Annotated in this window: 17 protein-coding genes; 8 read left to right on the top strand and 9 right to left on the bottom strand. The window is 68.1% G+C overall.

Annotated features, from left to right (window positions below; translation table 11 throughout):
• Position 1: 1 nt before the first annotated feature.
• The gene (gene lnt / locus RPX00_RS36865) at positions 2–1,630 is read right to left on the bottom strand and encodes an apolipoprotein N-acyltransferase (RefSeq protein ID WP_406632369.1); all 1,629 of its coding nucleotides are present in this window, start codon (positions 1,628–1,630) and stop codon (positions 2–4) included.
• Between the two features lie 10 nt (positions 1,631–1,640).
• Positions 1,641–3,242: an amidohydrolase gene (locus RPX00_RS36870; RefSeq protein ID WP_406632370.1), complete on the bottom strand. Its 1,602-nt coding sequence runs from the start codon at positions 3,240–3,242 to the stop codon at positions 1,641–1,643.
• Between the two features lie 121 nt (positions 3,243–3,363).
• On the opposite strand from RPX00_RS36870, the gene RPX00_RS36875 reads away from it, so the two are divergent.
• Positions 3,364–4,755, top strand: coding sequence for a KamA family radical SAM protein (locus RPX00_RS36875; RefSeq protein ID WP_406632371.1), 1,392 nt, complete (start codon positions 3,364–3,366; stop codon positions 4,753–4,755).
• Between the two features lie 275 nt (positions 4,756–5,030).
• On the opposite strand, the gene RPX00_RS36880 is transcribed toward RPX00_RS36875, so the two are convergent.
• Positions 5,031–5,168, bottom strand: a complete 138-nt coding sequence (locus RPX00_RS36880) for a hypothetical protein (protein WP_406632372.1) — start codon at positions 5,166–5,168, stop codon at positions 5,031–5,033.
• A gap of 659 nt (positions 5,169–5,827) precedes the next feature.
• Between RPX00_RS36880 and RPX00_RS36885 the strand changes: the two genes are divergently transcribed.
• Positions 5,828–7,612: a hypothetical protein gene (locus RPX00_RS36885; RefSeq protein ID WP_406632373.1), complete on the top strand. Its 1,785-nt coding sequence runs from the start codon at positions 5,828–5,830 to the stop codon at positions 7,610–7,612.
• Positions 7,613–8,202: 590 nt separating this feature from the next.
• Here RPX00_RS36885 and RPX00_RS36890 read toward each other — a convergent pair.
• Positions 8,203–8,421 carry a hypothetical protein gene (locus RPX00_RS36890; protein ID WP_406632374.1) on the bottom strand — a complete coding sequence of 73 codons (219 nt, stop codon included), beginning with the start codon at positions 8,419–8,421 and terminating at the stop codon, positions 8,203–8,205.
• A 201-nt stretch (positions 8,422–8,622) separates the two neighbouring features.
• On the opposite strand from RPX00_RS36890, the gene RPX00_RS36895 reads away from it, so the two are divergent.
• The 6 genes from RPX00_RS36895 (at position 8,623) to RPX00_RS36920 (ending at position 15,985) form a co-directional block, all read left to right on the top strand.
• The gene (locus RPX00_RS36895; protein WP_406632375.1) at positions 8,623–11,004 is read left to right on the top strand and encodes an NACHT domain-containing protein; all 2,382 of its coding nucleotides are present in this window, start codon (positions 8,623–8,625) and stop codon (positions 11,002–11,004) included.
• 64 nt (positions 11,005–11,068) lie between these two features.
• A complete protein-coding gene (locus RPX00_RS36900; protein ID WP_406632376.1) occupies positions 11,069–11,479 on the top strand; it encodes a hypothetical protein in 411 nt (136 codons plus the stop codon).
• Between the two features lie 21 nt (positions 11,480–11,500).
• Positions 11,501–12,667, top strand: a complete 1,167-nt coding sequence (locus RPX00_RS36905; RefSeq protein WP_406632377.1) for a TolB family protein — start codon at positions 11,501–11,503, stop codon at positions 12,665–12,667.
• Positions 12,668–13,047: 380 nt separating this feature from the next.
• Positions 13,048–14,424 (top strand): amidase, encoded by a 1,377-nt coding sequence (locus RPX00_RS36910; RefSeq protein WP_406632378.1) that lies wholly within the window; start codon positions 13,048–13,050, stop codon positions 14,422–14,424.
• Positions 14,425–14,553: 129 nt separating this feature from the next.
• The gene (locus RPX00_RS36915; protein WP_406632379.1) at positions 14,554–15,120 is read left to right on the top strand and encodes an MJ0042-type zinc finger domain-containing protein; all 567 of its coding nucleotides are present in this window, start codon (positions 14,554–14,556) and stop codon (positions 15,118–15,120) included.
• 457 nt (positions 15,121–15,577) lie between these two features.
• Positions 15,578–15,985, top strand: coding sequence for a hypothetical protein (locus RPX00_RS36920; protein WP_406632380.1), 408 nt, complete (start codon positions 15,578–15,580; stop codon positions 15,983–15,985).
• A 52-nt stretch (positions 15,986–16,037) separates the two neighbouring features.
• On the opposite strand, the gene RPX00_RS36925 is transcribed toward RPX00_RS36920, so the two are convergent.
• The 5 genes from RPX00_RS36925 to RPX00_RS36945 are packed head-to-tail and all read right to left on the bottom strand — an operon-like array spanning position 16,038 to position 21,330.
• The gene (locus RPX00_RS36925) at positions 16,038–16,166 is read right to left on the bottom strand and encodes a hypothetical protein (RefSeq protein WP_406632381.1); all 129 of its coding nucleotides are present in this window, start codon (positions 16,164–16,166) and stop codon (positions 16,038–16,040) included.
• A complete protein-coding gene (locus tag RPX00_RS36930) occupies positions 16,163–16,564 on the bottom strand; it encodes a hypothetical protein (RefSeq protein WP_406632382.1) in 402 nt (133 codons plus the stop codon). Before RPX00_RS36930 ends, RPX00_RS36925 begins: the two co-directional genes overlap by 4 nt.
• Positions 16,554–17,546 (bottom strand): RHS repeat-associated core domain-containing protein, encoded by a 993-nt coding sequence (locus RPX00_RS36935; RefSeq protein ID WP_406632383.1) that lies wholly within the window; start codon positions 17,544–17,546, stop codon positions 16,554–16,556. The genes RPX00_RS36930 and RPX00_RS36935 overlap by 11 nt, the downstream gene beginning before the upstream one ends.
• Complete coding sequence (locus RPX00_RS36940) at positions 17,543–20,974, bottom strand: DUF6531 domain-containing protein (protein ID WP_406632384.1); 3,432 nt, start codon at positions 20,972–20,974, stop codon at positions 17,543–17,545. The genes RPX00_RS36935 and RPX00_RS36940 overlap by 4 nt, the downstream gene beginning before the upstream one ends.
• Positions 20,971–21,330 (bottom strand): type VII secretion target, encoded by a 360-nt coding sequence (locus tag RPX00_RS36945; protein ID WP_406632385.1) that lies wholly within the window; start codon positions 21,328–21,330, stop codon positions 20,971–20,973. The genes RPX00_RS36940 and RPX00_RS36945 overlap by 4 nt, the downstream gene beginning before the upstream one ends.
• Positions 21,331–21,333: the final 3 nt, after the last annotated feature.

The following is a 21,333-nucleotide window of genomic DNA, read 5'->3' on the forward strand; positions in this document are numbered from 1 at the left end:
GTCAGCCCGCCGCTTCCCCTGCTGTGGTCCCCTTCGGCGCGGCGTTCCCTGCGGTGCCGCGCCGGGTGCGAAAACGGAGCACGAACCCGCCGGCGACACCCGCGATCGCCAACGCCAGCAGTCCGTACTCCGTCCACGCACCGATTCGATCCGACAGCGTAGTCTGCGTGCGCAGCGGCACTCGCCCGACCAGGGCATCCGCCGTGAAAAGCCCGGTGGAGCTGGTGATCGTCCCGTCCGGGGCGACGAACGCGCTCACCCCGGACACCGCCGACACCACCACCGCGCGGCCGTGCTCGACCGCCCGCAGCCGCGCCATCGCCAGCTGCTGGTAGCTCATCTCCCCCGGCCCGTACCACGCGTTGTTGGTCGGCACGACGAGCAGTTCGCCGCCCGCGTTCGTCGCGTCCCGGGCCGGGGCGTCGAAGGCCGACTCGTAGCAGATGAACACGCCGATCTTGGTGCCGGCGACCGACAGGGCGGCGTTGGAGCCGTCGCCGGGGCGCATGTCGCGGGTGTCGTCGATGAACGGCGTCACCAGCCGCGCCACGGCGCGGGCGGGCACGTATTCGCCGAAGGGCACCAGGTCCTGCTTCGCGTAGCGCTGTCCCGGGCCGGTGCGCGGATCCCAGACGACGGCGGAGTTTTCCGCGGCCCCGTCCGGCGTCCGCACGAGGGCGCCGATGATCGCCGGGACCCCGTAGGCCGCCACCATCTGGTCGACTCCTGGGTCGTCGCCGTCCAAGGGGGTCGAGGTTTCCGGCCACAGCAGCAGATCCGGCTTCGGCAGCTGTCCTGATTGGACCTTCTGCAGCAGGCGGGCGCTCTCGGCGAGGGCGTTGGCGCGCAGCACCCCGCGCTGCCCCTGCAAGGCGAGGCCGATGTCCGGCGCGTTGCCCTGCACGGAGCCAACGGTGAGCGAACCGTTCTGCGCCTCGGTGCCGATCGTCGGCCACACCGCGAGCCCGGCCGCGGCGGGAAGCACGGTGAACACGGCCGGCCACACCAGCGCGCGGTCCCAGGCCTTGCGCGTCCGCCAGAGCCGGGCGAGGAGCGCGGCGAGGCCGAAACCGGTGAGCACGACGGCGAAACCGACCAGCGGCGCGCCGCCGACCGACGCCAGCGACAGGAACGCGCCCTCGGGCTGGCTGAACGCGACGCGGCCCCACGGGAACCCGCCGAACGGGAACCACGTGCGCGGCGTTTCCAGCGCGATGAACACCAGCGCGCCCCAGAACGGCGCCAGCGGCAGCCGCGCCACGACCCGGATCAGCCATCCGGCGAGTCCAAAATAGAGCGACAGCGCGAACGACAGCGCCAGCCACGGCAGCGGGCCGAAGTCGCGGCCGAGGAAGTCCTGCAGCCACACCAGCAGCGGCACGAAGAACGCCATGCCGAACACGAAGCCGTACCCGAACGCGCCGCGGAACGACCGTCCACGAAGGATCAGCGCGAACGCCGCGAACGCCAGCGGGGCCAGCCACCACAGCGGGCGCGGCGCGAAGCTGAGGTAGTAGCCGTAGCCCGTCGCGGCCGTCACCAGGACGCGCGCGAGCCAGGGCTTCCACGCCCGCTTTCGCTTGGTCTTGTGCGGAACGCCCGAATCGGCGTCCGCCACGCTCACTGCCACACCCGGAACTCTAAGCGGCCGGTGTGAACTCGTCGTAGATGACCGTGCCGCCGCGGACGGTGCGCAGGCAGCGCGGCAGCGGCGCGCCCGGCTCCAGCCTCGGCAGCGGCGGCACGCCCGAACGCGGATCGGTGGACCAGCGCTGCACGCGGCTGTCGGCCGTGGCGACGACGAGGTCGGACGCGTCCCAGATCGCGTAGTGCGCGGGCGCGCCGGGGACGAGGCTGCCGGTGACGCCGTCGTTGACGCCGGCCGCGCGATGTCCGGCCCGCGTGTGCGCGGTGAACGCGGCGCGGGCGGAAAGCCGCGCTTCGGGAGTGTGGTGGTGCACGGCCGCGCGGACGGCTGCCCACGGGTCGACCGCACACACCGGGGCGTCGCTGCCGAAGGCGAGCACGACCCCCTCGGCGGCGAGCTGCGCGAAGGGGTTCAACGCTGCCACCCGGTCGCCGAGGCGCTCGGAGTACATCCCGGAATCGCCGCCCCAGGCTTCGTCGAACAGCGGCTGCACGGACGCGACGACGCCCCATCCGGCGAGAGCGCGCGCCTGGTCTTGAGTGACCATCTCCAGGTGCTCCAGCCGGTGGTGGCGCGCGGCGAGGGCGCGCTGGCCGACCTGTTTCTCGGCGAGCCGGAACCCTTCGACCACTTCGCCGACCGCGGCGTCGCCGATGACGTGGAAGCCCGCCTGCGGGCCCGCTTCGGTGCAGGCGACGAGATGGTCGGCGATCACGGCGGCGTCAGCGTAGAGCGAGCCGGACGTGCCGGGGTCGTCGGAGTACGGCGCGGTGAGCGCGGCGGTGCGGGAGCCGAGGGCGCCGTCCACGAACAGGTCGCCGGCGACGCCGTGCGCACCGAGGCGGCGTGCGGTCTCGATGCCGTTCAGCTCGCCCCAGTAGCCGACGATCTCAGGCAGCTTCGGGTCGGCGAGCGCCATGAGGTCGGCGAAGTCTTCCTCGCCGGAGATGTCCGGACCTGCGCATTCGTGCACCGACACGATCCCGCGCGCGGCGGCCGTGGCGAGGAACGCCCGCTGGGCCGCTTGGCGCTGCGGCCGCGTGACCGCGTCGCGGGCGGCTCCACGGACACGGTGGTGAGCGTCGCGGGTGAGCGGTCCGTCGTCCGACCATCCGGCGGCCGACTCGACGCCGGGGGCGAGTTTCGCGAGCGCGCTCGAGACCAGAGCGGAGTGGACGTCGACCCGGCTCAGGTAGACCGGCGTGTCCCCGGCGGCTGCGTCCAGCTCGGCGCGGCTCGGCAGCCGCTGGTCGGTCCAGGACGACTCGTCCCAGCCGTGCGCGAGCAGCACCTGCCCAGGCACGACGGCCCCGCGCACGGCGGCGAGCAGCTCGGCCGCACTGCGGACGGCAGTCAGGTCGAGACCGGTCAGGTGCAGGCCGGTGGAGGTGGCGTGCACGTGCGCGTCCACGAAGGCCGGCGCGACGAACGCCCCGCCGAGGTCGACCACCTCGGCGTCCGGGTGCAGCGCGCGGGCCGGAGCGTCCTGGCCGACCCACACCACGGTGCCGCCGGAAACCGCCATCGCCGTCGCGTCGGGCGAGGACGGGGTGTAGATCCGGCCGCCGAGCAGGAGCGTCGTGCTGTCGTTCACTCCCCGAGTCTCCCGCCTGGCCCTCCGAGCAGGGCCGACCGGGTCAGCGTGCAGAAAGATTTGCGGTCGACTAACGTTATGGCAGGATATTTTTACGCGTTCCCGACGACTAGGAGTACAGATGACTGCGACCCAGGAACCTGTGCCGACTGCCGCCGCCTTCGACCAGCCGTACGAGTACGTCCGCGCCGAGTTGGCAGAACCCGACTGGCGGCGCTTCCCCGGCTGGCACGACGTGACCGAAGCAGAGTGGCGGGACGCCCAGTGGCAGCGCGTGCACTGCGTGCGCAACGTCAAGCAGCTGCGGGCCCTGATGGGCGATCTGCTGGAGGACCGGTTCTACGAGGACCTGATCGCCGACCAGCGCGAGATGGCCACGATGTCGATGCTGCTGCCGCCGCAGATGATCAACACGATGGCCCCGCACGCGGGCACCGACCCGGCGAAGGTCACCGAGGCGTTCTACGCCGACCCGATCCGCCGGTACATGCTCCCGGTGCGCAGCGACCGGCACCCGGTGTGGCCCAGCCACCCGCACGCCGAACGCGATTCGCTGCACGAGGCCGAGATGTGGGTGGTCGAGGGGCTCACTCACCGCTATCCGACGAAGGTGCTGGCCGAGATGATCTCGACCTGCCCCCAGTACTGCGGGCACTGCACCCGGATGGACCTCGTCGGCAACTCGACCGAACAGGTGGAAAAGCACAAGCTCGCGCTCAAGCCGGTCGACCGCCAGGACGCGATGATCGACTACCTGAAGCGCACCCCCGGCGTCCGCGACGTAGTGGTCTCCGGCGGCGACGTGGCGAACGTGCCGTGGCCGCAACTGGAGTCGTTCCTGATGCGGCTGATGGACATCGAGACGGTGCGCGACATCCGCCTCGCCACGAAGGCCCTCGCGGCGCTGCCCCAGCACTGGCTCCAGCCGAAGGTGACTGAGGGTCTGCAGCGAGTCGCGCTGACGGCCCAGGCGCGCGGGGTGAACCTGGCCATCCACACGCACGTGAACCACGCGCAGTCGGTGACCCCGCTGGTAGCGGAAGCGGCGCGGACGGCATTGCAGGTGGGCGTGCGGGACGTGCGGAATCAAGGCGTGCTGATGCGCGGGGTGAATGCGACTCCGGCAGCTTTGCTCGATTTGTGTTTCGCTTTGCAGGGCGAGGCTAATATCCTGCCTTATTACTTTTACATGTGCGACATGATTCCGAATGCGGAGCATTGGCGGGTCGCCGTTTGGGAAGCGCAGGAATTGCAGCATTCGATCATGGGGTACTTGCCTGGGTATGCGACGCCGCGGATCGTGTGCGATGTTCCTTATGTGGGGAAGCGGTGGGTGCACCAGCTTGCCGAGTATGACCGGGAGCTGGGGATTTCGTACTGGACGAAGAACTACCGGACCGGGATCGAGCACGAGGATCCGGAGGCGTTGCAGCGGAAGTACCCGTATTACGACCCGATCCAGACTTTGCCGGAGGCCGGGCAGACGTGGTGGGCTGACCAGAATACCCGCTGATCCCGAGCCGGCCGCTGCGGGACGGGGCCGTCCGAGCCCCTCCCGCGGCATTTCACGTTTCTCTCGGTGCTGCCTGACTTTCCACGGCTCAGACCCTGACTGACCCCGGATGAAACCGATCCCCACCCGGACCAAGGGCGCAGTGATCGCGGCCCGCGTCTCCTGCACGACAGCCAATTGCTCGCGATCCTCAGGTGTCCCCGGATCGCGCAGCCCCGCAACCCACATCGCCCTCCGATGGGCACCCAACGCCGCTGCAAGCTCGCTGACCGCATTCAGCAGTTCTTTGCTTCGCCCTCCAGTACCACCTCGCGCCGCTGAACCCGGCCCACCCGCGCCTCCAGCAGATTGGTGGTCAGCGCACCAGCAAGCGTGCCCGCTACCGCCATAAGACTCGCCCACCAACTCGTCATCCCGCGATCCTTCCACTCGCCGATTCAGCTTCAGCGATCGCTGGGAAACCGCCTGAACTGTTATCTCGCTCGGTTTCGGGGTCCTGCCCAGCCGCAGCTGAACTTAGTCCGGGCCCAGCACGAAGGGCGACCGAGCCGTCGATGCCCGTCTGGATCAGCGTGTGCAAACTGGCCTCCGGCATCCCGGCGAAGCTGGCAAAGGCGCGCCTTCTGCGCCATCCAACTGTTCGTTGAAGACGACGCGGTGGATCACCACACCGTGCCATCACGTGGGACCGCACGGTTCCGCGCCACCGGACATCAAGTCACGCGAGCAGCGGGTCTGCATGCTCGCTTGGAAGACGCCTGATCAAGAGAAGGTTACCGTTCGGCACAATCGGCAGTCGCTTGTAACGGCGGGCGGCTTCTCCGCGACGGATGACGTAATCCTTCGGAGTCGAGCTGTTGTCGCGACTCACGATTTTAAGTCGTGATTCGCGTTCGGCACCGCTTATTTAGTTAACAGGTAACCGAGGCGTCTGCCAGTGAGAAAGAGGATGCCAGTGCCGAGCGGGACGATTACGGGAACAGCGGCAGAAGCTCATGCGACAGCCCGAATCAGCAAGATGCGCCGCGGCGACTACGCGGCGTACGTCCGCTGCGAGTCAGGTGACTTTTGGTTGCCCGAGGCAGAGGCGCAGGCATCCGCGTGGCTCCGAAGCCGGAAAGATTACGACGTTCCGCTGAACGTCTCCGCAGACTACGCACAGCACAATTCGACTCTCTCAGTCCGTCGTCTCGCGGACAATGGCCGCCACGACCTTCGCGTCCGCCTGGTCGAAGACCAGGGAGCGAGCGGCACGTGGACGACTGACCTCATCGCGCACGACGAGCCCGGCGACCGCGACTGGATCAGCCTGACTGTCCGCAACGACCAGGGACGTTTCGTCAATGTACCCGGGCTGGCCAAGTTCTTGGTCGAGGCGCTGCCTCTCCGGGACGGCAGCATCGAATTCTCTGGGAGACCCGAGGTATTTCGCGAACAAGACATCGACCGACTCGTGTCGTTGCTCGCCGACGAACGTCGGCACGGCCTGGTGCTCGTCGCGGGGAGCGAGTCCGCCGACGGACTGCCATTCGACCCATACGTCCGGAAAGTCGGTGAATGGTCGCAAGAAGTCTGCGGGCTTGCCGAGGTGGCGGTCCTCGATCCCGCTGCGACGAGAGCTTTCGCTCTCATGGCCGGAGACCGGTACCGTGTACCGGCCTGGACAATCCGAACCTATCGGCCGGGCGTGGTCTTCGAGGACGAGAAAGATCATCGGCGGCACCGCATTCTCGGAACACAGCGACTTGCCCAACACCCCGACTCCTCGATCCGTCGGCTGCTCGGCGAAATCGTCCGAGAGCAAGCCGCGGCCCGACCAGCCAACCCCGAGGTACTGCGAGTGCAGCGCCGGTTCGACCGGCACGAGAACCGCCGACTGGTCGAGGCAGTGGAAACTGCCGAGTTCGCCCCTGCGGTTGGCAGCTCGGCGCCAACCAAAGCTTCCGCCGCCATCGACGTCCGGCCGGCCGTCGAACCGTCGTCCGCGGAGATGTCTTCGGAGTCCGCGCTCAAGGCTGAGATTGCCGAGCGCAGAGAGCAGCTAGCGCTCGTGAGGCGCGTACTCGGCATAGCTTCCGTCACCGAGCACGAACTGGCTGAAGCGATGACTCGGATCACGGTCCGCCATGCGGATCGTGAGGCCATCCGAGCACTGGAGCTGCGCGTCGACAACATCATGCTCGCCAACTTCGGACTCGAGGACCAGAACGAAAAGCTGCGCAACGCACTCGACGAGGCCCAGACCGAAACCGAGATCGTTCAGCTGGAGCTGGACGATAGCAAGGCACGGATTCAGTGGCTCGAAACCCGGCTCAAAGAACGCGGAGATTACGAGTCCCCTTATGTCGACGTGCCGGAAGATTTCGGCGAATCCGTCCCGGAGGACTTCGAAGACCTACTGCAACGACTGGAGCAGATCCACTGCGTAGTATTCACCGGAGACCCGGCGGAAGTCGCCAAGCTCAACCAGATCGACACTAATAACGCCGCCCTGCGGACCGCATGGGAATCCGTGCTATGCCTCAAAGATTACGTCGCCGCGCGGAAATGCGGCGACTGGAACGGCGGGCTTGACCAGTACCTCACGAACCCGCCTTCCGGCTACCGCTCGGTCGGCAAGAAAAAGTGGGGCCGTTCGGAAAACAGGTCCACTATGAACGCATGGGGCGAGGAACGGGTCTTCCCGGTGCCAGAGGACGTCGATCCGTCCAGGCGCATGGCGATGACCTCGCATTTTAAGCTCGCGAAGATCGGCATGCGCAGCCCCAGAATGTACGTCTACGACGCTCACCCAAGGACGCCGTGTGTCTACATCGGTTACATCGGTGTGCACCTGACCAACACGCAGACCAACTGACGAGGCCGTGCCCAGCCACCACGAGCCACCAGGTCGACGACCCCCCACTACCCTCAGGCAGAGGCATCAACACCCCGCTCGTTCGCAGCGGGGGCGAGCAGGTGAACCTCGTGGCAGGTCTCTACTGCGCCCGTCAACCATCCGAAGCGCTCTGAGTCGCTCCGATCCGGGCGGCCGGACACGATCCCAACTAGAAACACAAGTCCGGCCTTATCCGTCTCGCCCGACGGCGCTCCTCTACGCCATTTCCGCGGCGTTCGCGCACGGCACAGCGCTCCTCATCTGCATCAGAATCCGGCAACATTTCGCTGCTGGCATTGCTGGGCGAACAGTAGCTTCTGATCAATTGCCTGAAGAATTCAACGTGTCTTGGACGACATGCTGGACAATTCTCCAAGGAATGCACTCTTGCCCGACCAAAGACCAGTGTAATACTTCTAGTCTAGCCCTAAGGAATTGGTGCAGCTCTCGCTCGACGGCGGCCAAAACCGCGCCAGCGGAATTACGGCGCGGCCCGGAGGTGAGGACAGAAGGAACGAGACGAGCGCCCACTTTCGATGGCAAGTCCGAACAGCTCGCAGGTCGGATTGTCAAAGTTCGCGACGGAGAACGGCAGGAGCAGGGTTTCGCGGCGGCATCGCATTCACCAGTGGCCTGCGCCCGCGCGCAGGCGACGACACCGGGACCTCGACCGCACCGAGGCGGGCGTTCTTGCGCAGGATCTCCTCCTGCGCGTGGTGCGCATCAACCGGCACAGCGTAGTCAGTGACGAGCTTTGTCACCGCGATCGGCACGATCATCGCCGACATCAGGCCGGCGCTCCGTGTCTCGTGAAGATGGCAAGATCGCCGCTGAGCGGCTTTCCTTGCATTGGATCGATCGTCGATCGCGCGTACATTACGCACCAGCATGAGGCGATCGCGCTGCAGTGGCAACTCGATCGTGGCACCACCCAATCATTACGCTGATGCCGACACTGGTGGCCGATAGGGAAAGCGAGCAGAATGGGTATGACCGGGCTAGAGTCACAGGTTGCGAAGATTCTCGGCCGGGCAACCGTTAAGCTCTACGGAAAATCCCGCGAACGGAGCACTTTGCTGCGAATTCGGGACACCGTCCGCGCTGCGACACCCATTCGGGTGGCGGAGGAGTTCTTTCCCGAACTGCGGGATGCCGAAGCCGCAGGGCTGAGGGCGTACCTCGCCTCACCTGAATTCGAGGAGATCGCACTCCAGCTGATCCTCGGTGTGGCGCTGAAGGACGAAGAGCGGGACAGGTTGCAGGTCGACCTCCGCGAAGAAATCCGCCAGGGCATACGCCATACCGCGAGTCTGCGATCCGAACTTCTCACCACCGCAGCAGATCTCGTGTTCGATGCGCTCACCACCACTGTGAAGGTGGAACTGCATGGCCCGCTGACCCCGCACGACACCACCCGTCTAGTGGCAGCAGGGCATCTCGCCGCTACTGCCGCGCAGAACAGTCGGCTGCTGGCCGGGCTCTCAGCGACGACAGCAATCCACGAATTCGCCGACCAGTTGCGGCGGCAGGTAGGGGTGATCCACGCGGAGATGCGCCTGCCGCACCTGGGCACCAGGCGGTCCGCCACGTACGAGCAGCTTTATGTTCCACCGGTCGTGCGCTTCTCCGACAATGACGACGGTGCCCAACCGAGCGAGCTTGCGCTGCCCGCGCACCGGACGGTAATACTCGGAAACCCCGGGGCAGGGAAGTCGACGCTGGCAGCGAAACTCGCCCACGACGTAGCCCGAGACCTCGTCCCGGGAGCAGAGGGGAGAGTGCCGTTCTTGCTCACTCTGCGTAATTTCGGCGAATCTTTCGCTGGCGGCGGGCTCAGGTTGGCGCACTACCTCGAACGGGCGTGCGAGGCACCGTACAACGTGCGTCCGCCAGAGCAAGCTGTCGAGTACCTGCTCGGCAACGGCCGAGCTGTGGTGATCCTCGACGGTTTGGACGAACTGGTCGAACCAGGGCTCCGCCGCCAGGTCGTCCAACTAGTGGAGGGTTTCGCACACTGCCATCCGCTTGTTCCCATGCTGATCACCGCGCGGAAGATCGGCTACGGCGACGCGCCGCTCGATCCTGTGTTGTTCCGGACTGGCATCCTCACCGATTTGAGAGACCACCAGGTGGTCGAGTATGCGAGGCGCTGGTTCGCCCTGGATGAAGGAACGCCCTCCGCTGAACGGGAGCAGATCACACAACAGTTCCTGGCGGACGGGAAGTCGGTCCACGAGCTGCGACGAAATCCTTTGCTGCTCTCTCTCCTGTGCGCGATGTATGCCGGCGAACGCTATATTCCACGAAACCTCAGCCAAGTTTACGAGCGATGCGCGATCATGATGTTCGAGCGCTGGGACCGGATGCGCGGCATCACCGTGTCCTTGCCGTTCCAAGGAAGATTGCGCGGAGCTGTGCAGCACCTCGCGTGGCACCAGCTCACTGCCGCAGAATCCGGTCAGCCCCAACCACGCACGAGCATCGTACTGGTGCTTTCCCGGTATCTGGCAGGAAAGGGATTCGACGGGGACGAGGCACTGGCCACAGCCGAGCAGTTCATGGACTTCTGCGCTGGCCGCGCGTGGATCCTCACTGACATGGGATCGACCGAGTTCGAATCGCTCTATGGCTTCACCCATCGGACCTTTCTGGAATACTTCGCCGCAGAACACCTTGTACGCACCCATTCGACACCGGAAGCGCTATGGCAGGCTCTTCAGCACCGGATCGGCCAGTGGGACGTCGTGGTTCAGCTGGCTCTTCAGCACCGGATCGGCCAGTGGGACGTCGTGGTTCAGCTGGCTCTTCAGCTTTTGGACCGCAATACCGAAGGCGGCGCCGACGACTTCCTCCGCATCGCGCTCACCGAATCCCCGAGCCACGACGTCACCAGCATGGCGGCGAGGTCACTCGCCTACGTCCATCCGGGCACCGATGTCATCCGGCGGGTGGTCGAGGCAACCCTCGACCTGGGCTTGCAAGCTCCCCTCCACACCCGGATCAACTTTGACACGAGGGGCGAGTTCCGAGCCGATGCCATGGCTGCGGACTCGATTATGGTCGCGCTGATCCACCAGTCCTCCCCGAGCAATGCCTCGATCATCCGTCGTAGTCTCGGGGAGTCAATCGTGAAAGCACTCAACGACTACAGCGACGAGGTGTACTTCGTCGCCCACGGCCTCGGCGAACTGTTCCTGCTCCCCGAAGACGTACGGAATGAGATCTTCGTCCGAACCGGTGACTGGGCGTACGCGTCGCTGTACACGTCTGCCCTGCGAGGGATTGGTGACACTGTCAATCGCTGTGGTCCGGTCGTGCTCTACGCCCGAAGGATGTTCCTCCGCGAGATCCGCAATCCAATAGCCTTCTGATCTGCTGCGAGGCAAGCGGTACACGGTCGACGGTGGCGATCAGGTACGACTCGTCTCGTCTCTGATGAACGCGTCGCAGCCGTGGATCGACAAGGACCAGTGGAGGCTAACGCCGCTAGCCCAGCGCTTCACCCCTATCACTTGGCGCGATTCCCCGTATAGCCGGCAGAATTCCATTCCGGTCAGCCAATACGCTGGACTATCCCTGAATCTTATCTGCCTGCTCGCCCTTCCGTACCTCGAGTCCAATGGGGTGCATGGGATAGTCGTTGACGTCGGCTACGATCTAGCCTGGTTACGAGTCGTGTCGGATGCACGACAGGGCAACGTCGCCCAGGAATACGCTCAAGCTGCACTGTTTGAGTCGGAGATCACGTCGGAAGTCCGCAACTTCCTCGGCCAGTGGATGGCCCGAGAGTTCTCGACCATCGGCCAGGATTCCGACTGCGGAGCATTGGCAGGTTTCCGTGCATGAGGCGCAGGAGCGGAAGCTCCGGTGAACCCGCCGCCGCTGCAGCTGCGCTCAAGGAGCTGGTCGCCGACTAGCAGCGAATTCTCCGCACCGACCACCCTCGCCGCCGCGTGCTCGTCGCCGCCCGAGATTGCGCCGCCGGTGATCGGCGGATCGTTGGTCGTGGCCGGCAAGGACAAGGCCGGGCAGGCCGCGGTTTGGCAGGTGACCGAAGGCGCCGCGACGCCGTTGCTGAGCGGGAATACGGCACCGACGCTGCCCGCTGTGGCGCTGTCGCCGGACGGTCGGACGCTCGCCTACGTCAACGGCGCCGGGCGGATCGTGCTGCATGATGTCGCCGCCGGCACCGAGATCGTCGCCCAAGCCACGGTGACCGATCCGCTGTGCGCGACCTGGGCACCCGACAGCGCGCACGTCGCGATCACCTCCGAACAAGGGGTCACCACAGCAGACCGCAAGGGCGCTGTGGCCGGACTCGTCACCCGGCCCAGCGGCGCTTACCACGAGACCGGGCCTGGCTCCTCGGGCGAGTCTCGGGACGTCGTGTCCGGGATGACGTGCGCCCGCTGGGTCGACCCGGACACGGTGATCCTCAGCCGCTACAACGGCGATCTGCCCTCGACGATCCCGGCCAGCGGCGCGCTCGCGCCGAACACGACAGTCGTCGGCCACGTCGCCGCGGGCACTGTCCAGGACCTGCCCGAGAAGGAAGACCTCCTGCACGCTTGCCAGGGACACGCGCTGCTGCACCGGGCACCCGATCCGGCCGTGACCGGACCGACGCTCCTCGCCGACGCCTCCGATCTGTCGCGCACTACCGAAGTGGCGCTGGGTGCCGGTGACACCGCGTGGTTCTTCCAGCCCGGAACCTGCGCGCTTGTGGTCGTTTCGCACACCGGCGACGAGGACAGCTACGACTACACCGTCAAGCTGTTCGACCCGGCCACCGGACAGCAGCGCAGCTCCCGGACCCTGCCGATCGCGCTGGGCGGCGACAGCGGCATCCGCGAACCCGTCGGCAGCACCACGTTCGTCCCGTCACCGGCGCCAGGTGCGCTCGCCGCGGCGTACGCGGACGCCAACACCCACCAGCTGATCGTGGCGGACCTGACCACCGGCGGCACCCGCCGCCTGGACGGGCCGTGGAACGAGGCCACGCAGGTGCTCGGCTGGACCGCGAGCACGAGGTAGGACCCGGCGACCGGCAGCCGTTTCCACTGCGACCGCAGCCTGCCGTGCGGGAAGACGAGCACGAGGTGTGCGCCTACCGGGAGTGAATTCAGCTGGGTGTTCGATCAACCGCGTCGAGCATTTTCGAGGCGGTTGCGATAGCAGTCGCCTCGACAGACCGGAGGCCATCGCGGCGGGACCGAGCTATCGAAGCCGCGACAGCACGCTCCGCGTGGACAGTCCTGACCCGCACCGGATTCACCATCACCGCGAAGATGGACGCCATGCCCTGCCCGGCCTCGACCCCGACAGCGGGCTCCGATCAGCGTGGAACACCAGGCACCCGGGACTGCGCCAGATGCAGTCAGCCGTCCGTTCCGCCGCCAGTAGCATGATCGATGATGAACGTCATGGATCTGGTGTGGTCCGACGCGACCGAACTGGCACGTCTGATCGCTTCCGGCGAAGTCACCGCAGCCGAGGTCGTGCAGGCTCATCTGGACCGTATCGAGGCGATAGCCAGCCGGGTCAACGCGTTCGTCACCGTGCTCGGCGAGCAGGCCCTCGCCGCGGCCGCGCGGCCGCGTACCGGACCGCTGGCCGGCGTGCCGTTCACGATCAAGGATTCGTTCGACACCGAGGGCGTGCGAACCACCCGGGGATCGTCGCTGTTCGCCGGCCACGTGCCGGCCGCCGACGCCACCGCGGTCGCCCGGTTGCGGGCCGCCGGCGGGATTCCGCTCGCGAAGACCAATCTGCCGGAGATGTCGTACTGGACCGAGACCGACAATCTGGTCGTCGGCCGGTCGCTCAACCCCTACGACCGCGACCGCACGCCGGGCGGGTCCAGCGGCGGCGAGTCCGCGGCGATCGCGGCGGGGCTCTCGCCACTCGGCCTGGGCAGCGACGTCGCGATCTCCGTACGCGGGCCGGCGCACGACACTGGCATCGCCTCGATCAAACCCACCCACGGACGGGTGCCGTCCACCGGGCATTTCCCCCACGCGCTGCGCCGATGGTGGCACACCGGCCCGATGGCGCGCAGCGTGCGCGACCTGCGCCTGGCGCTGTCACTGCTGGAAGGACCCGACGGACTGGACCCCTACGCGGTCGCCATCCCCGCCACCGCCCGGCCCGGCGCGCCCGCCCGGATCGGCTGGACCGCCGAAGCGTTCGGCCCGATCGACCCCGAGGTGGCCGACACGGTGGCAGCGGCGGCGACGGCACTGGCCGACCTCGGCTTCCCGGTCGAGCAGGTCGACCTGCCATGGCTTGCCGAACGCGATTGCACCCAGATTTCGGCGACGCTGTTCACCGCCGAGATGTTGCCGCACCTGCGCGACATCACGGCCGGCCGGGAGACCCAGCTGCACCCGGTGATCGCGCGGACGCTCCAAGCTCCCGACGTCGCGCTCGCCGACTACCTCGCCGCTGAGAACGAGGTGGAACAGCTGAGGTCCGGGTTCGCGCACTGGTTCCGGTCCTACGACATGCTCATCTGCCCGGTCGTGACGATCCCGGCACCGCCCCACGCCCGGTCCAGCTACGTCGTCGACGGGCAGAAAGTCCCCGCCCGCGCCGTCATGCGGGCCACGGTGCCCTTCAATCTCACCGGCCTGCCCGCCGTCTCGCTGCCGTTCGGCACGACCGCCGGCGGCCTGCCGATCGGTGTCCAGCTCGTCGGAAACTGGTGGGCTGACAACGACCTTCTCGCGCTGGCCGAACGGCTCGAGTCGGTCAGCCCGGTCCGCGGCCGTCGCCCTCCGCTAGAGCCGTAGCGCTGGCTACCGCAGCGCTGCCGTCCGCGTCGCGCGGGGAAGGCCGGGCACGCACCTGGCTGCGCGCGCGGGACCGGTCCCGGGCACCGGACCTACGCTCTCGGACGCCCCGGATTCGAGCGAGGAGACGTGGTAGCCGTGCGATGGTTCTCCCAGCAGAAACGCTGCGCTTCGTGCGGCGGGAAACCGGACCGGGAGAACCCGGTCCTGATCTGTCCCGGCTGTGCCGCGCCGTCGGCCATCATCTCGACCTCGGTCGCCTGGGGAGCCCTGCGCAAGGGGACGCAGCACAGAGCATGCGCAGCCTGCGAACAGGTCACGATCGTCGTCGAGCCGGAGATGGCCTGCGAGGACTGCGAACAACTGCGTCCGGACATCAACGAGCAGCTGCGGGCACGGTACCGCCGGCTCGGCCCGGGCGACCCGGCGGACGCGCCGTGCGTCGGCTGCGGTCACACGCCGCAGGGACCGCCGCCGTCTCCGTGGATTCACCACGTTTTCGGCTGCCCGCATTGCGGGACGGAGATCAGCATTCCCGAGGAAAGCTTCGTCCGCGGGCAAGCCATGCACATCAGGTGCGGTCGCTGCGCCAAACATATCGAGATTCCCCGCACGATCTGGTGCCCCAAATGCGGTCAGCGCATTCGCAAGGAAGGAATCGACGCGCACCTGCGGGAGATTTCCAGGAGAAGCTGAGCCGGTCTAGCGGTGTTCCTGCCAAAACCACCAGAGGATGCGAACTGCGGCGAGGAGGACCTGGGCCACCCGCCAGGGGTCCGGGGCCTGGGGAGTGCGATGCGGCTTTCGTCGGTCCGGATGGTTGGTCATGGGAGAGCACCTCGTATTCCTGCGTTCGAAAGCCCGCTCGGCGGGCCCGGATGACGGTGCGCCCAACCTTAAAAAGCTGCGGATACCGAGTGCTTGACCTGGGGTTTCTGCTTGCCGCAAGCCGGTGACCAGCGCCGGAAGACAGTCCGGCCTGATGCAGGAGCCATTGCCGAAGACGAGGTCCGACACTCGCGCCGCTGCACCAGCGGCTGAGCTGCGCATTTCCTATCGAGGGAAGGCTCAGGCCGCCGGAAACGGCATATCGCCGGTGACCATCTGCATCACCGTGGCGAACGGTGCCCAACGGACCTGACAGAATCCGACCATGACCAACCTGCCAGCCGATGTCGACGAGCGTTACCGGCTCCTGGCAGCCCGCCGAGGATGGCCCGCTGAGACCGAGACCGCGTTCCGGGCCGCCGTCACCTGGTATCGGACGCTGGACGAGGCACCCGGCCCGCGGTCCTACTTCGAGTATGTCGACGACGGGCTCGTCGATGAGGGCGCCCGCTGGCTCTGGGAAACCGTCGACGTCGACGAAGAAACAGTCGCCGTCAAACAGATCGACATCAGCTCCACCGGCATCGCCCACCGCCACTGGTGGCAGAACCTCGACGACGACTACGGCTCGCTCACCGACCAGCCCCTCGACCTCGACCAGCCCGGCCTCGCCAGCATCACCGACTCCGCCTTCTTCGCGCTCTGGCACGCCATCCGCGACCCGAAGGAATAACGCCCGGGGAAACGCGCCGTGGCCGGTTGGTACGAGGGCCCGGGCGGGATGGTCAGGGCAGGGTCGGCACGACGTCGCGCCACCGCGCGAGTTCTCCGCGCAGCTCTTCGTCCTCGACCTGCTCCGCCAGCTCCAGCGCGGGGACGACCAGGATGCGGACCCGGCGCAGCTTCCGCATCACCGGGACGTCCTCGGCCCGCAACGACCAGGGCGTCGCGGCGACCTCGGCGGGGAAACCCCGACCAGATCCAGACAGCGACGGGCGGCCCGGTCCGGCAGCAGGGTCTGCGGCCGGTCGCCGGGGGCCAGGGCGAGACACAGCCTCGCCTCCCGGGTCGCCACCTCACGGTCGTCCAGGCCGCCGGTCTCGAGCGCGGTCTCCAAGGCGGCCACGGCCAGCTCCGCCCACGCCCGCCGCTCCGTCTCGGGCGTTCCGGGGCCGGTCGCGCCCAGCGTGACGTGCTGGACCACGCCGAGCCACCAGTTCGTCCCGCCGTTCGGAGGCCGCAGGGCCAGCAATCCGGCACGCTGGTCCGCCGGATCCGCGAACCTCAGCGCGTCGAGTTCGTCAGCCTCCACCGACCGGGCTCCTCTCCCAGGTGTCCGGGACACCGTAGCGGCCGAACGCGTCGACGCCCTCCTGGATCACCGCGTCCCCGTCGTGCGCCACCCCGTGGAAGTAGTGGCCGCTGTGGTTGTCGATCTCGAGACCGAAGTAGCCGGCGTCCGAGCCGCCCGCGACGTTCGCCTGACCGGCCGCTCGGACGCGGCTGCCGTCCGCGATGGCGGCGTGGCTGATTTCGTCGCCGTTCACGGTGTGCGGCGCGACGCGCAGTTCTCCGCTCTCGGTGACCACCCACTTCAGCTGCCCGTCCCCCGAGTTGATCATCGCGTCGAATTCGGGCGTGCCGGGGGTCGTCGGCGTGACCCCGTTGCGGCGCATCACTTCCCGCTCGGCGTCGAGGCTTTCCGGCTGCTGGTTCTCAAAAGTGCAGCCCTCCAGGCCGAACGGGTCGATCCAGCCGGTGGGGTTGGCGACGTAGCCCTGGGTGTTCGGGGACGGCGCGAGCCCGAGGGGATCGTGCGACACGTACTGCCCGGCCGCCGGGTCGTAGTAGCGGTGGTAGTTGTAGTGCAGGCCGGTCTCGGCGTCGAAGTACTGGCCGGGGAAACGCAGCGGCGTGCTCGCCCGGTCGGTCCGGTTCCCGAGCACCTCGCCCCACAGCGAGTCCCGCCGGCGCCAGGCCACGTTTCCCTGCTCGTCGACGAGTTCGGCCGCGGTGCCGACGAGGTCGGTGACGAGCGAGTAGAACTGCCGGTCGACCCACCCCTGCCCGCGGTCGCGCTGGGTCTGGCTCACCGGCTGCCGTCCGCCGGGAGCCCAGTCCCAGGTGGTCGCGGCGGAACCGTTGTGCACTTGCTCCGCGAGCGTGCTGCCGTCCCAGACGAAATCGACCTGCTCGGCCACCTGGACGCCGTCCGGGCCGAGCCGCTGCTTGGCGATGCGGCGGCCGAGCGGGTCGTACCGGTAGCGCCACCGGGTCCCGTCCGGAGTGGTCACGCCGACCAGGCGGTCCTCGCTGTCCCAGCGGTAGTGCCAGGTCGCGGGTTTGGCGGACAGCCGCTTGCGCTGCCGCAGGACGACCCGGCCCTGTGCGTCGTGCCGGTACCGCAGGCCGCCCGACGAGCGCAGCAGGGTGCCCTCGAACTCCCGCGGCGCGAGCGTCTCCCCGGCAGCGCCGACGCGGCAAGGACGCCCGTCGGCGCGTACGCGTACTGCTCCACGCCGTCCGCTGCCGCTACGCCGGTGACCCGTCCCGCCTGGTCGAGTTCGAACCGGGTGGGCCCGGCAAGTTCGTCGTCGATCCCGGTGAGCAAGCCGTCGGGCCGGTAGTGGTAGGCCCGCCGCTGCACCAGGCGCGACTGCGCCGAGCCGCCGGCCGCGGCGGACACGGTCTGGGAAAGGAGCCGGTGATCGGCGTCCCACGCCTGCGCCAGTACGGTGCCGGTGTCGAGCAGCCGTTCGATCTCGTGGCCCGCTTGGTCGTAGCCGAAGCTCATCACGTGCCCGCCGGTGCGCAGGGCCGTCGGCCGGTGGCTCGCGTCGTACTCCCAGACACTGCGCTGCCCGGTCGGCGTAGTGCGGGCGATCCGCTGACCGGCGACGTCGAATTCCGACCGCAGCGTGCGGCCGTTGACCGTCTCGGCCAGCACCCGGCCGAGTGCGTCCCGTTCGAAGACCACCTCCGCGTCGCCGTTGACCGCCCGGCTCAGCCGTCCCATCTCGTCGTAGCCGAATGTCGTGACGGCATCGGCCGACCTGCGCTCCACCACCGCGCCGAGTGCGTCGCGGACGAAGACCGTGGATTCGCCGGCACCGTTCGTGCGTCGTTCCACGCGCCCGGCGCCGTCCCGCTCGTAGCGGAGCACCCGGCCGTTGAAGTCCGTCTCGCTGACCAGCCGCCCGGCAGCGTCGTACTCGTAGCGCCAGGTCAGGCCGAGCGCGTTGCGGACCGCGACGATGCGCAGCTCAGTGTCGTACTGGTATTCGAGCCAGGACCCGTCCGCCTCGGTCCGGACCTTCGGCAGCCCGAAATGGGTCAGCTCGACGCGGGTGCGGTTGCCCAGTGCGTCCACCCGCTCGGTCTGGCCGCCTTCCGCGTCGTAGCGCCAGCGCTCGCAGGCACCGCCCGGCAACGTCCGCGACAGCAGCCTGCCCTCCACCGTCCAGGTCAGCCGCGTGGTGTTCCCGGCCGCGTCGGTGAAGCTCGCGATCCGGCCGAACTGGTCCCGGGTGCACGTGCTCAGCTCGCCGCGAGGTCCGGTCACCCGCATCGGCAGCCCCGCCGCATTGGTCTCGATCCGCTTGCGGCTGCCGGCCGGATCGGTGATGGCGGCGAGGAAACCCCTCGCGTCGTAGGAATACCGGGTCGTCGCGCCCGCCGGATCGGTCACGCTGGCGAGGTCGCCGGCGGCGGTGTAGGTCCGCCGCCAGACCCCGCCGTCCGGCTGCACCACCGTCACCGGCTGCCGGAACTCGTTGTACTCGGCCAGGCTCTGGCTGCCGTCCGGGCGCGTGACGGCGACGAGATTGCCGTCGTCGTCGTAGGTGCGCCGCGTCGTGCGGCCGGTCGGGTCGGTGCGGGAAGCCAGTCTGCGGAGCCCGTCCCACTCGTACCTGGTCTCGTTGCCGAGCGGGTCCACCTCTCGCGTCAACTGGTGCAGTTCGTCGAAGTGGTAGGTGCTGACATTGCCGAGCGAGTCGGTCTCGCGGGTGATCCGGTTCGCGGTGTCGTACTCGAAGGCGCCGGTCAGCATGTCGCCCGCGCCGTCGGTCCGCACGCACCGGCCTTCGTGGTCGTAGGTGTAGGCGTACCACTCGCCGATCCGGTCGTCCCAGCGGACGACGCGCCCGGCGTGGTCGTAGCTGAACCGCATTGCCTGGCCGGACGAGTTCGTGATCGAAGTCAGCCGAGCGCCGGTGTACTCGAACCCGGTCAGCGCGATCTCGTCGCCGGGCCCGCTCACGAGACGGAGCCCGGTCACCCGGCCGTGCTCGCTGTCCACGGCGATGCGGTAGCCGCCCGAGTGGCGCACGGCGGTGGGCACGCCGTCGGCGTCGCGGTCGAATTCGATCCGGTTGCCGCGGCGATCGGCGACGACCGCGAGCGGGGCCACGCCGCCCTCCGGCGGCGGAAAGTGCAGCGTCCGTCCGGTTTCCGGCTGGCTGAGCACGTACCCGCCGTCCGCGGACCGCCCCAACGGCCACCGCGAGCCCACGACGGGCAGCACCGCGGCACCGGCCGCCGGAGGGAGCGGATAGACCAGGATCACCCCGTCGGGCCCGGCGAAACACACGCCCCGCTCGTCGAACTCCAGCCGCTGGTCCAAAGTGGACGACCAGGACGGGCCGAACAGCCTCCCCGAACGGTAGGAGGACACGTGCGTCCGGCGCAGCACCAGCGGCAGGACGCCCGGCAGTTCGACATCGGTCTGCACCAGGAACATTTCGCCGGTGGCCGCGTCGACGGGTTCCTTCCGCCCGCAGCGGCCTGCGGGTTCCTGCGCCCGGTCCGCGGGGTTGGCCGCGTCGTCGCGCAAAGAGCTGGGGCCTGTGTCCGCACTGCCCTCCGGCCCGGTGGCGTGCGTGCCTTCGGCAGAGGACGGGTGGGGGCCCTCGGCGGAGGACGCGTGCGTGCCCTCGCCGCCGAGGTGCGGCTCTTCGCCGCCCGCGCGGCCGTGCAGAGCGGCCATCGCTTTCTTGACCGCCGCGAAGATCTCCTCGAGCTTGCTCATCAGCGGCCGCAGCTTTTCGACCGAGTTGATCAGCTTCTTGATGGCCGCGCCGATCTTTTCGATCCACGCCGACACCTGTTCGACGACCTGTGCGACCACCACGGGAGTGCCGAGGCCGAGCGAGCAGACCTCCTCCAGCGCGTCCTGGATGAAGTCCCCGACCGCCTGGGTGACCATGTCGCGGACGAGCATCCGCACCGCGCCGGTGATCACCCCGACGATCTCGACCACCGTGCCGATCGCCGCCGCACACGTCGACGCGGCACCGAGGTGGTCGGTCTTCTCCTTGAGGTTCGCGCGGTAGGCGTCCGCGCCGGCGCCGGTCCAGTGCGCGGTCTCCTTCGCGACGCTCGCGGCCAGGTCCTTCGCGGCCTTGTCGACGGCGGTGGCGACGTTCTTCCAGGTCTGCGCGTACACCGCGATCTGGTCCGCGTCCCCGGCGAGCTGGTTGAGCGCGTCCTGCAACGGCTTGACGTGCTCGATCAGCCAGTTCAGCCCGTAGGAGATCAAGGTCCCCACCGGGTTCATCGCCATCGTCAGGACGTCGAGGCCCGCGCCGAGCGCGCCGATCCCGCCCTCGATCCACGAACCCGAGGAGATCCCTTCGTACGCGCTCGCCGCGTCGTCGATGACGTTGATCCCGGAATGCCACGTCGTCGAGTCCTGTTTGGCGGCGACCAGCGGGTTGCTCATGCCGCCGGCCCCGGCCCGGACTTGCCGGACTCCAGCTGGCTCATCAGCGGTTTGAGCGTCGTTACGTGCGCGTCCTCCGTCCGCCGGTAAGTGTCGGCGACCTTCGAGACGGTGTCCGACACCGACGTCATCGCGTCCTGCGCCATCTTCAGCGTGATCAGTCCCGGCGCGGAGACCGCGAGCACCATCGGGACGAACAGCGGCCCGCAGATCATGCCGTACGCCTGCACCCCCATCGTGACTTGTTCGGCCGCCGCCAGCGCCTGCCCCAGCTCAGCTCCGACCCGCTGCACGGTCTTCGAGTGCGTCGCCAACTGCTCCGGGTCGACGGTGTATCCGCCGTCCGCTTCACCCACTTC

The sequence above is a fragment of the Amycolatopsis sp. WGS_07 genome, from assembly GCF_045278895.1.
Classification (GTDB): domain Bacteria; phylum Actinomycetota; class Actinomycetes; order Mycobacteriales; family Pseudonocardiaceae; genus Amycolatopsis.

Bases quoted from the DNA above. Each gene is read 5' to 3' on its own strand.
- RPX00_RS36880 (WP_406632372.1), bottom strand. From the start codon at position 5,168: ATGACGAGTTGGTGGGCGAGTCTTATGGCGGTAGCGGGCACGCTTGCT.
- RPX00_RS36895 (WP_406632375.1), top strand. From the start codon at position 8,623: ATGACCGGGCTAGAGTCACAGGTTGCGAAGATTCTCGGCCGGGCAACC.
- RPX00_RS36900 (WP_406632376.1), top strand. From the start codon at position 11,069: ATGAACGCGTCGCAGCCGTGGATCGACAAGGACCAGTGGAGGCTAACG.
- RPX00_RS36910 (WP_406632378.1), top strand. From the start codon at position 13,048: ATGAACGTCATGGATCTGGTGTGGTCCGACGCGACCGAACTGGCACGT.
- RPX00_RS36875 (WP_406632371.1), top strand. From the start codon at position 3,364: ATGACTGCGACCCAGGAACCTGTGCCGACTGCCGCCGCCTTCGACCAG.
- RPX00_RS36940 (WP_406632384.1), bottom strand. From the start codon at position 20,974: ATGAGCAACCCGCTGGTCGCCGCCAAACAGGACTCGACGACGTGGCAT.
- RPX00_RS36890 (WP_406632374.1), bottom strand. From the start codon at position 8,421: ATGTCGGCGATGATCGTGCCGATCGCGGTGACAAAGCTCGTCACTGAC.
- RPX00_RS36920 (WP_406632380.1), top strand. From the start codon at position 15,578: ATGACCAACCTGCCAGCCGATGTCGACGAGCGTTACCGGCTCCTGGCA.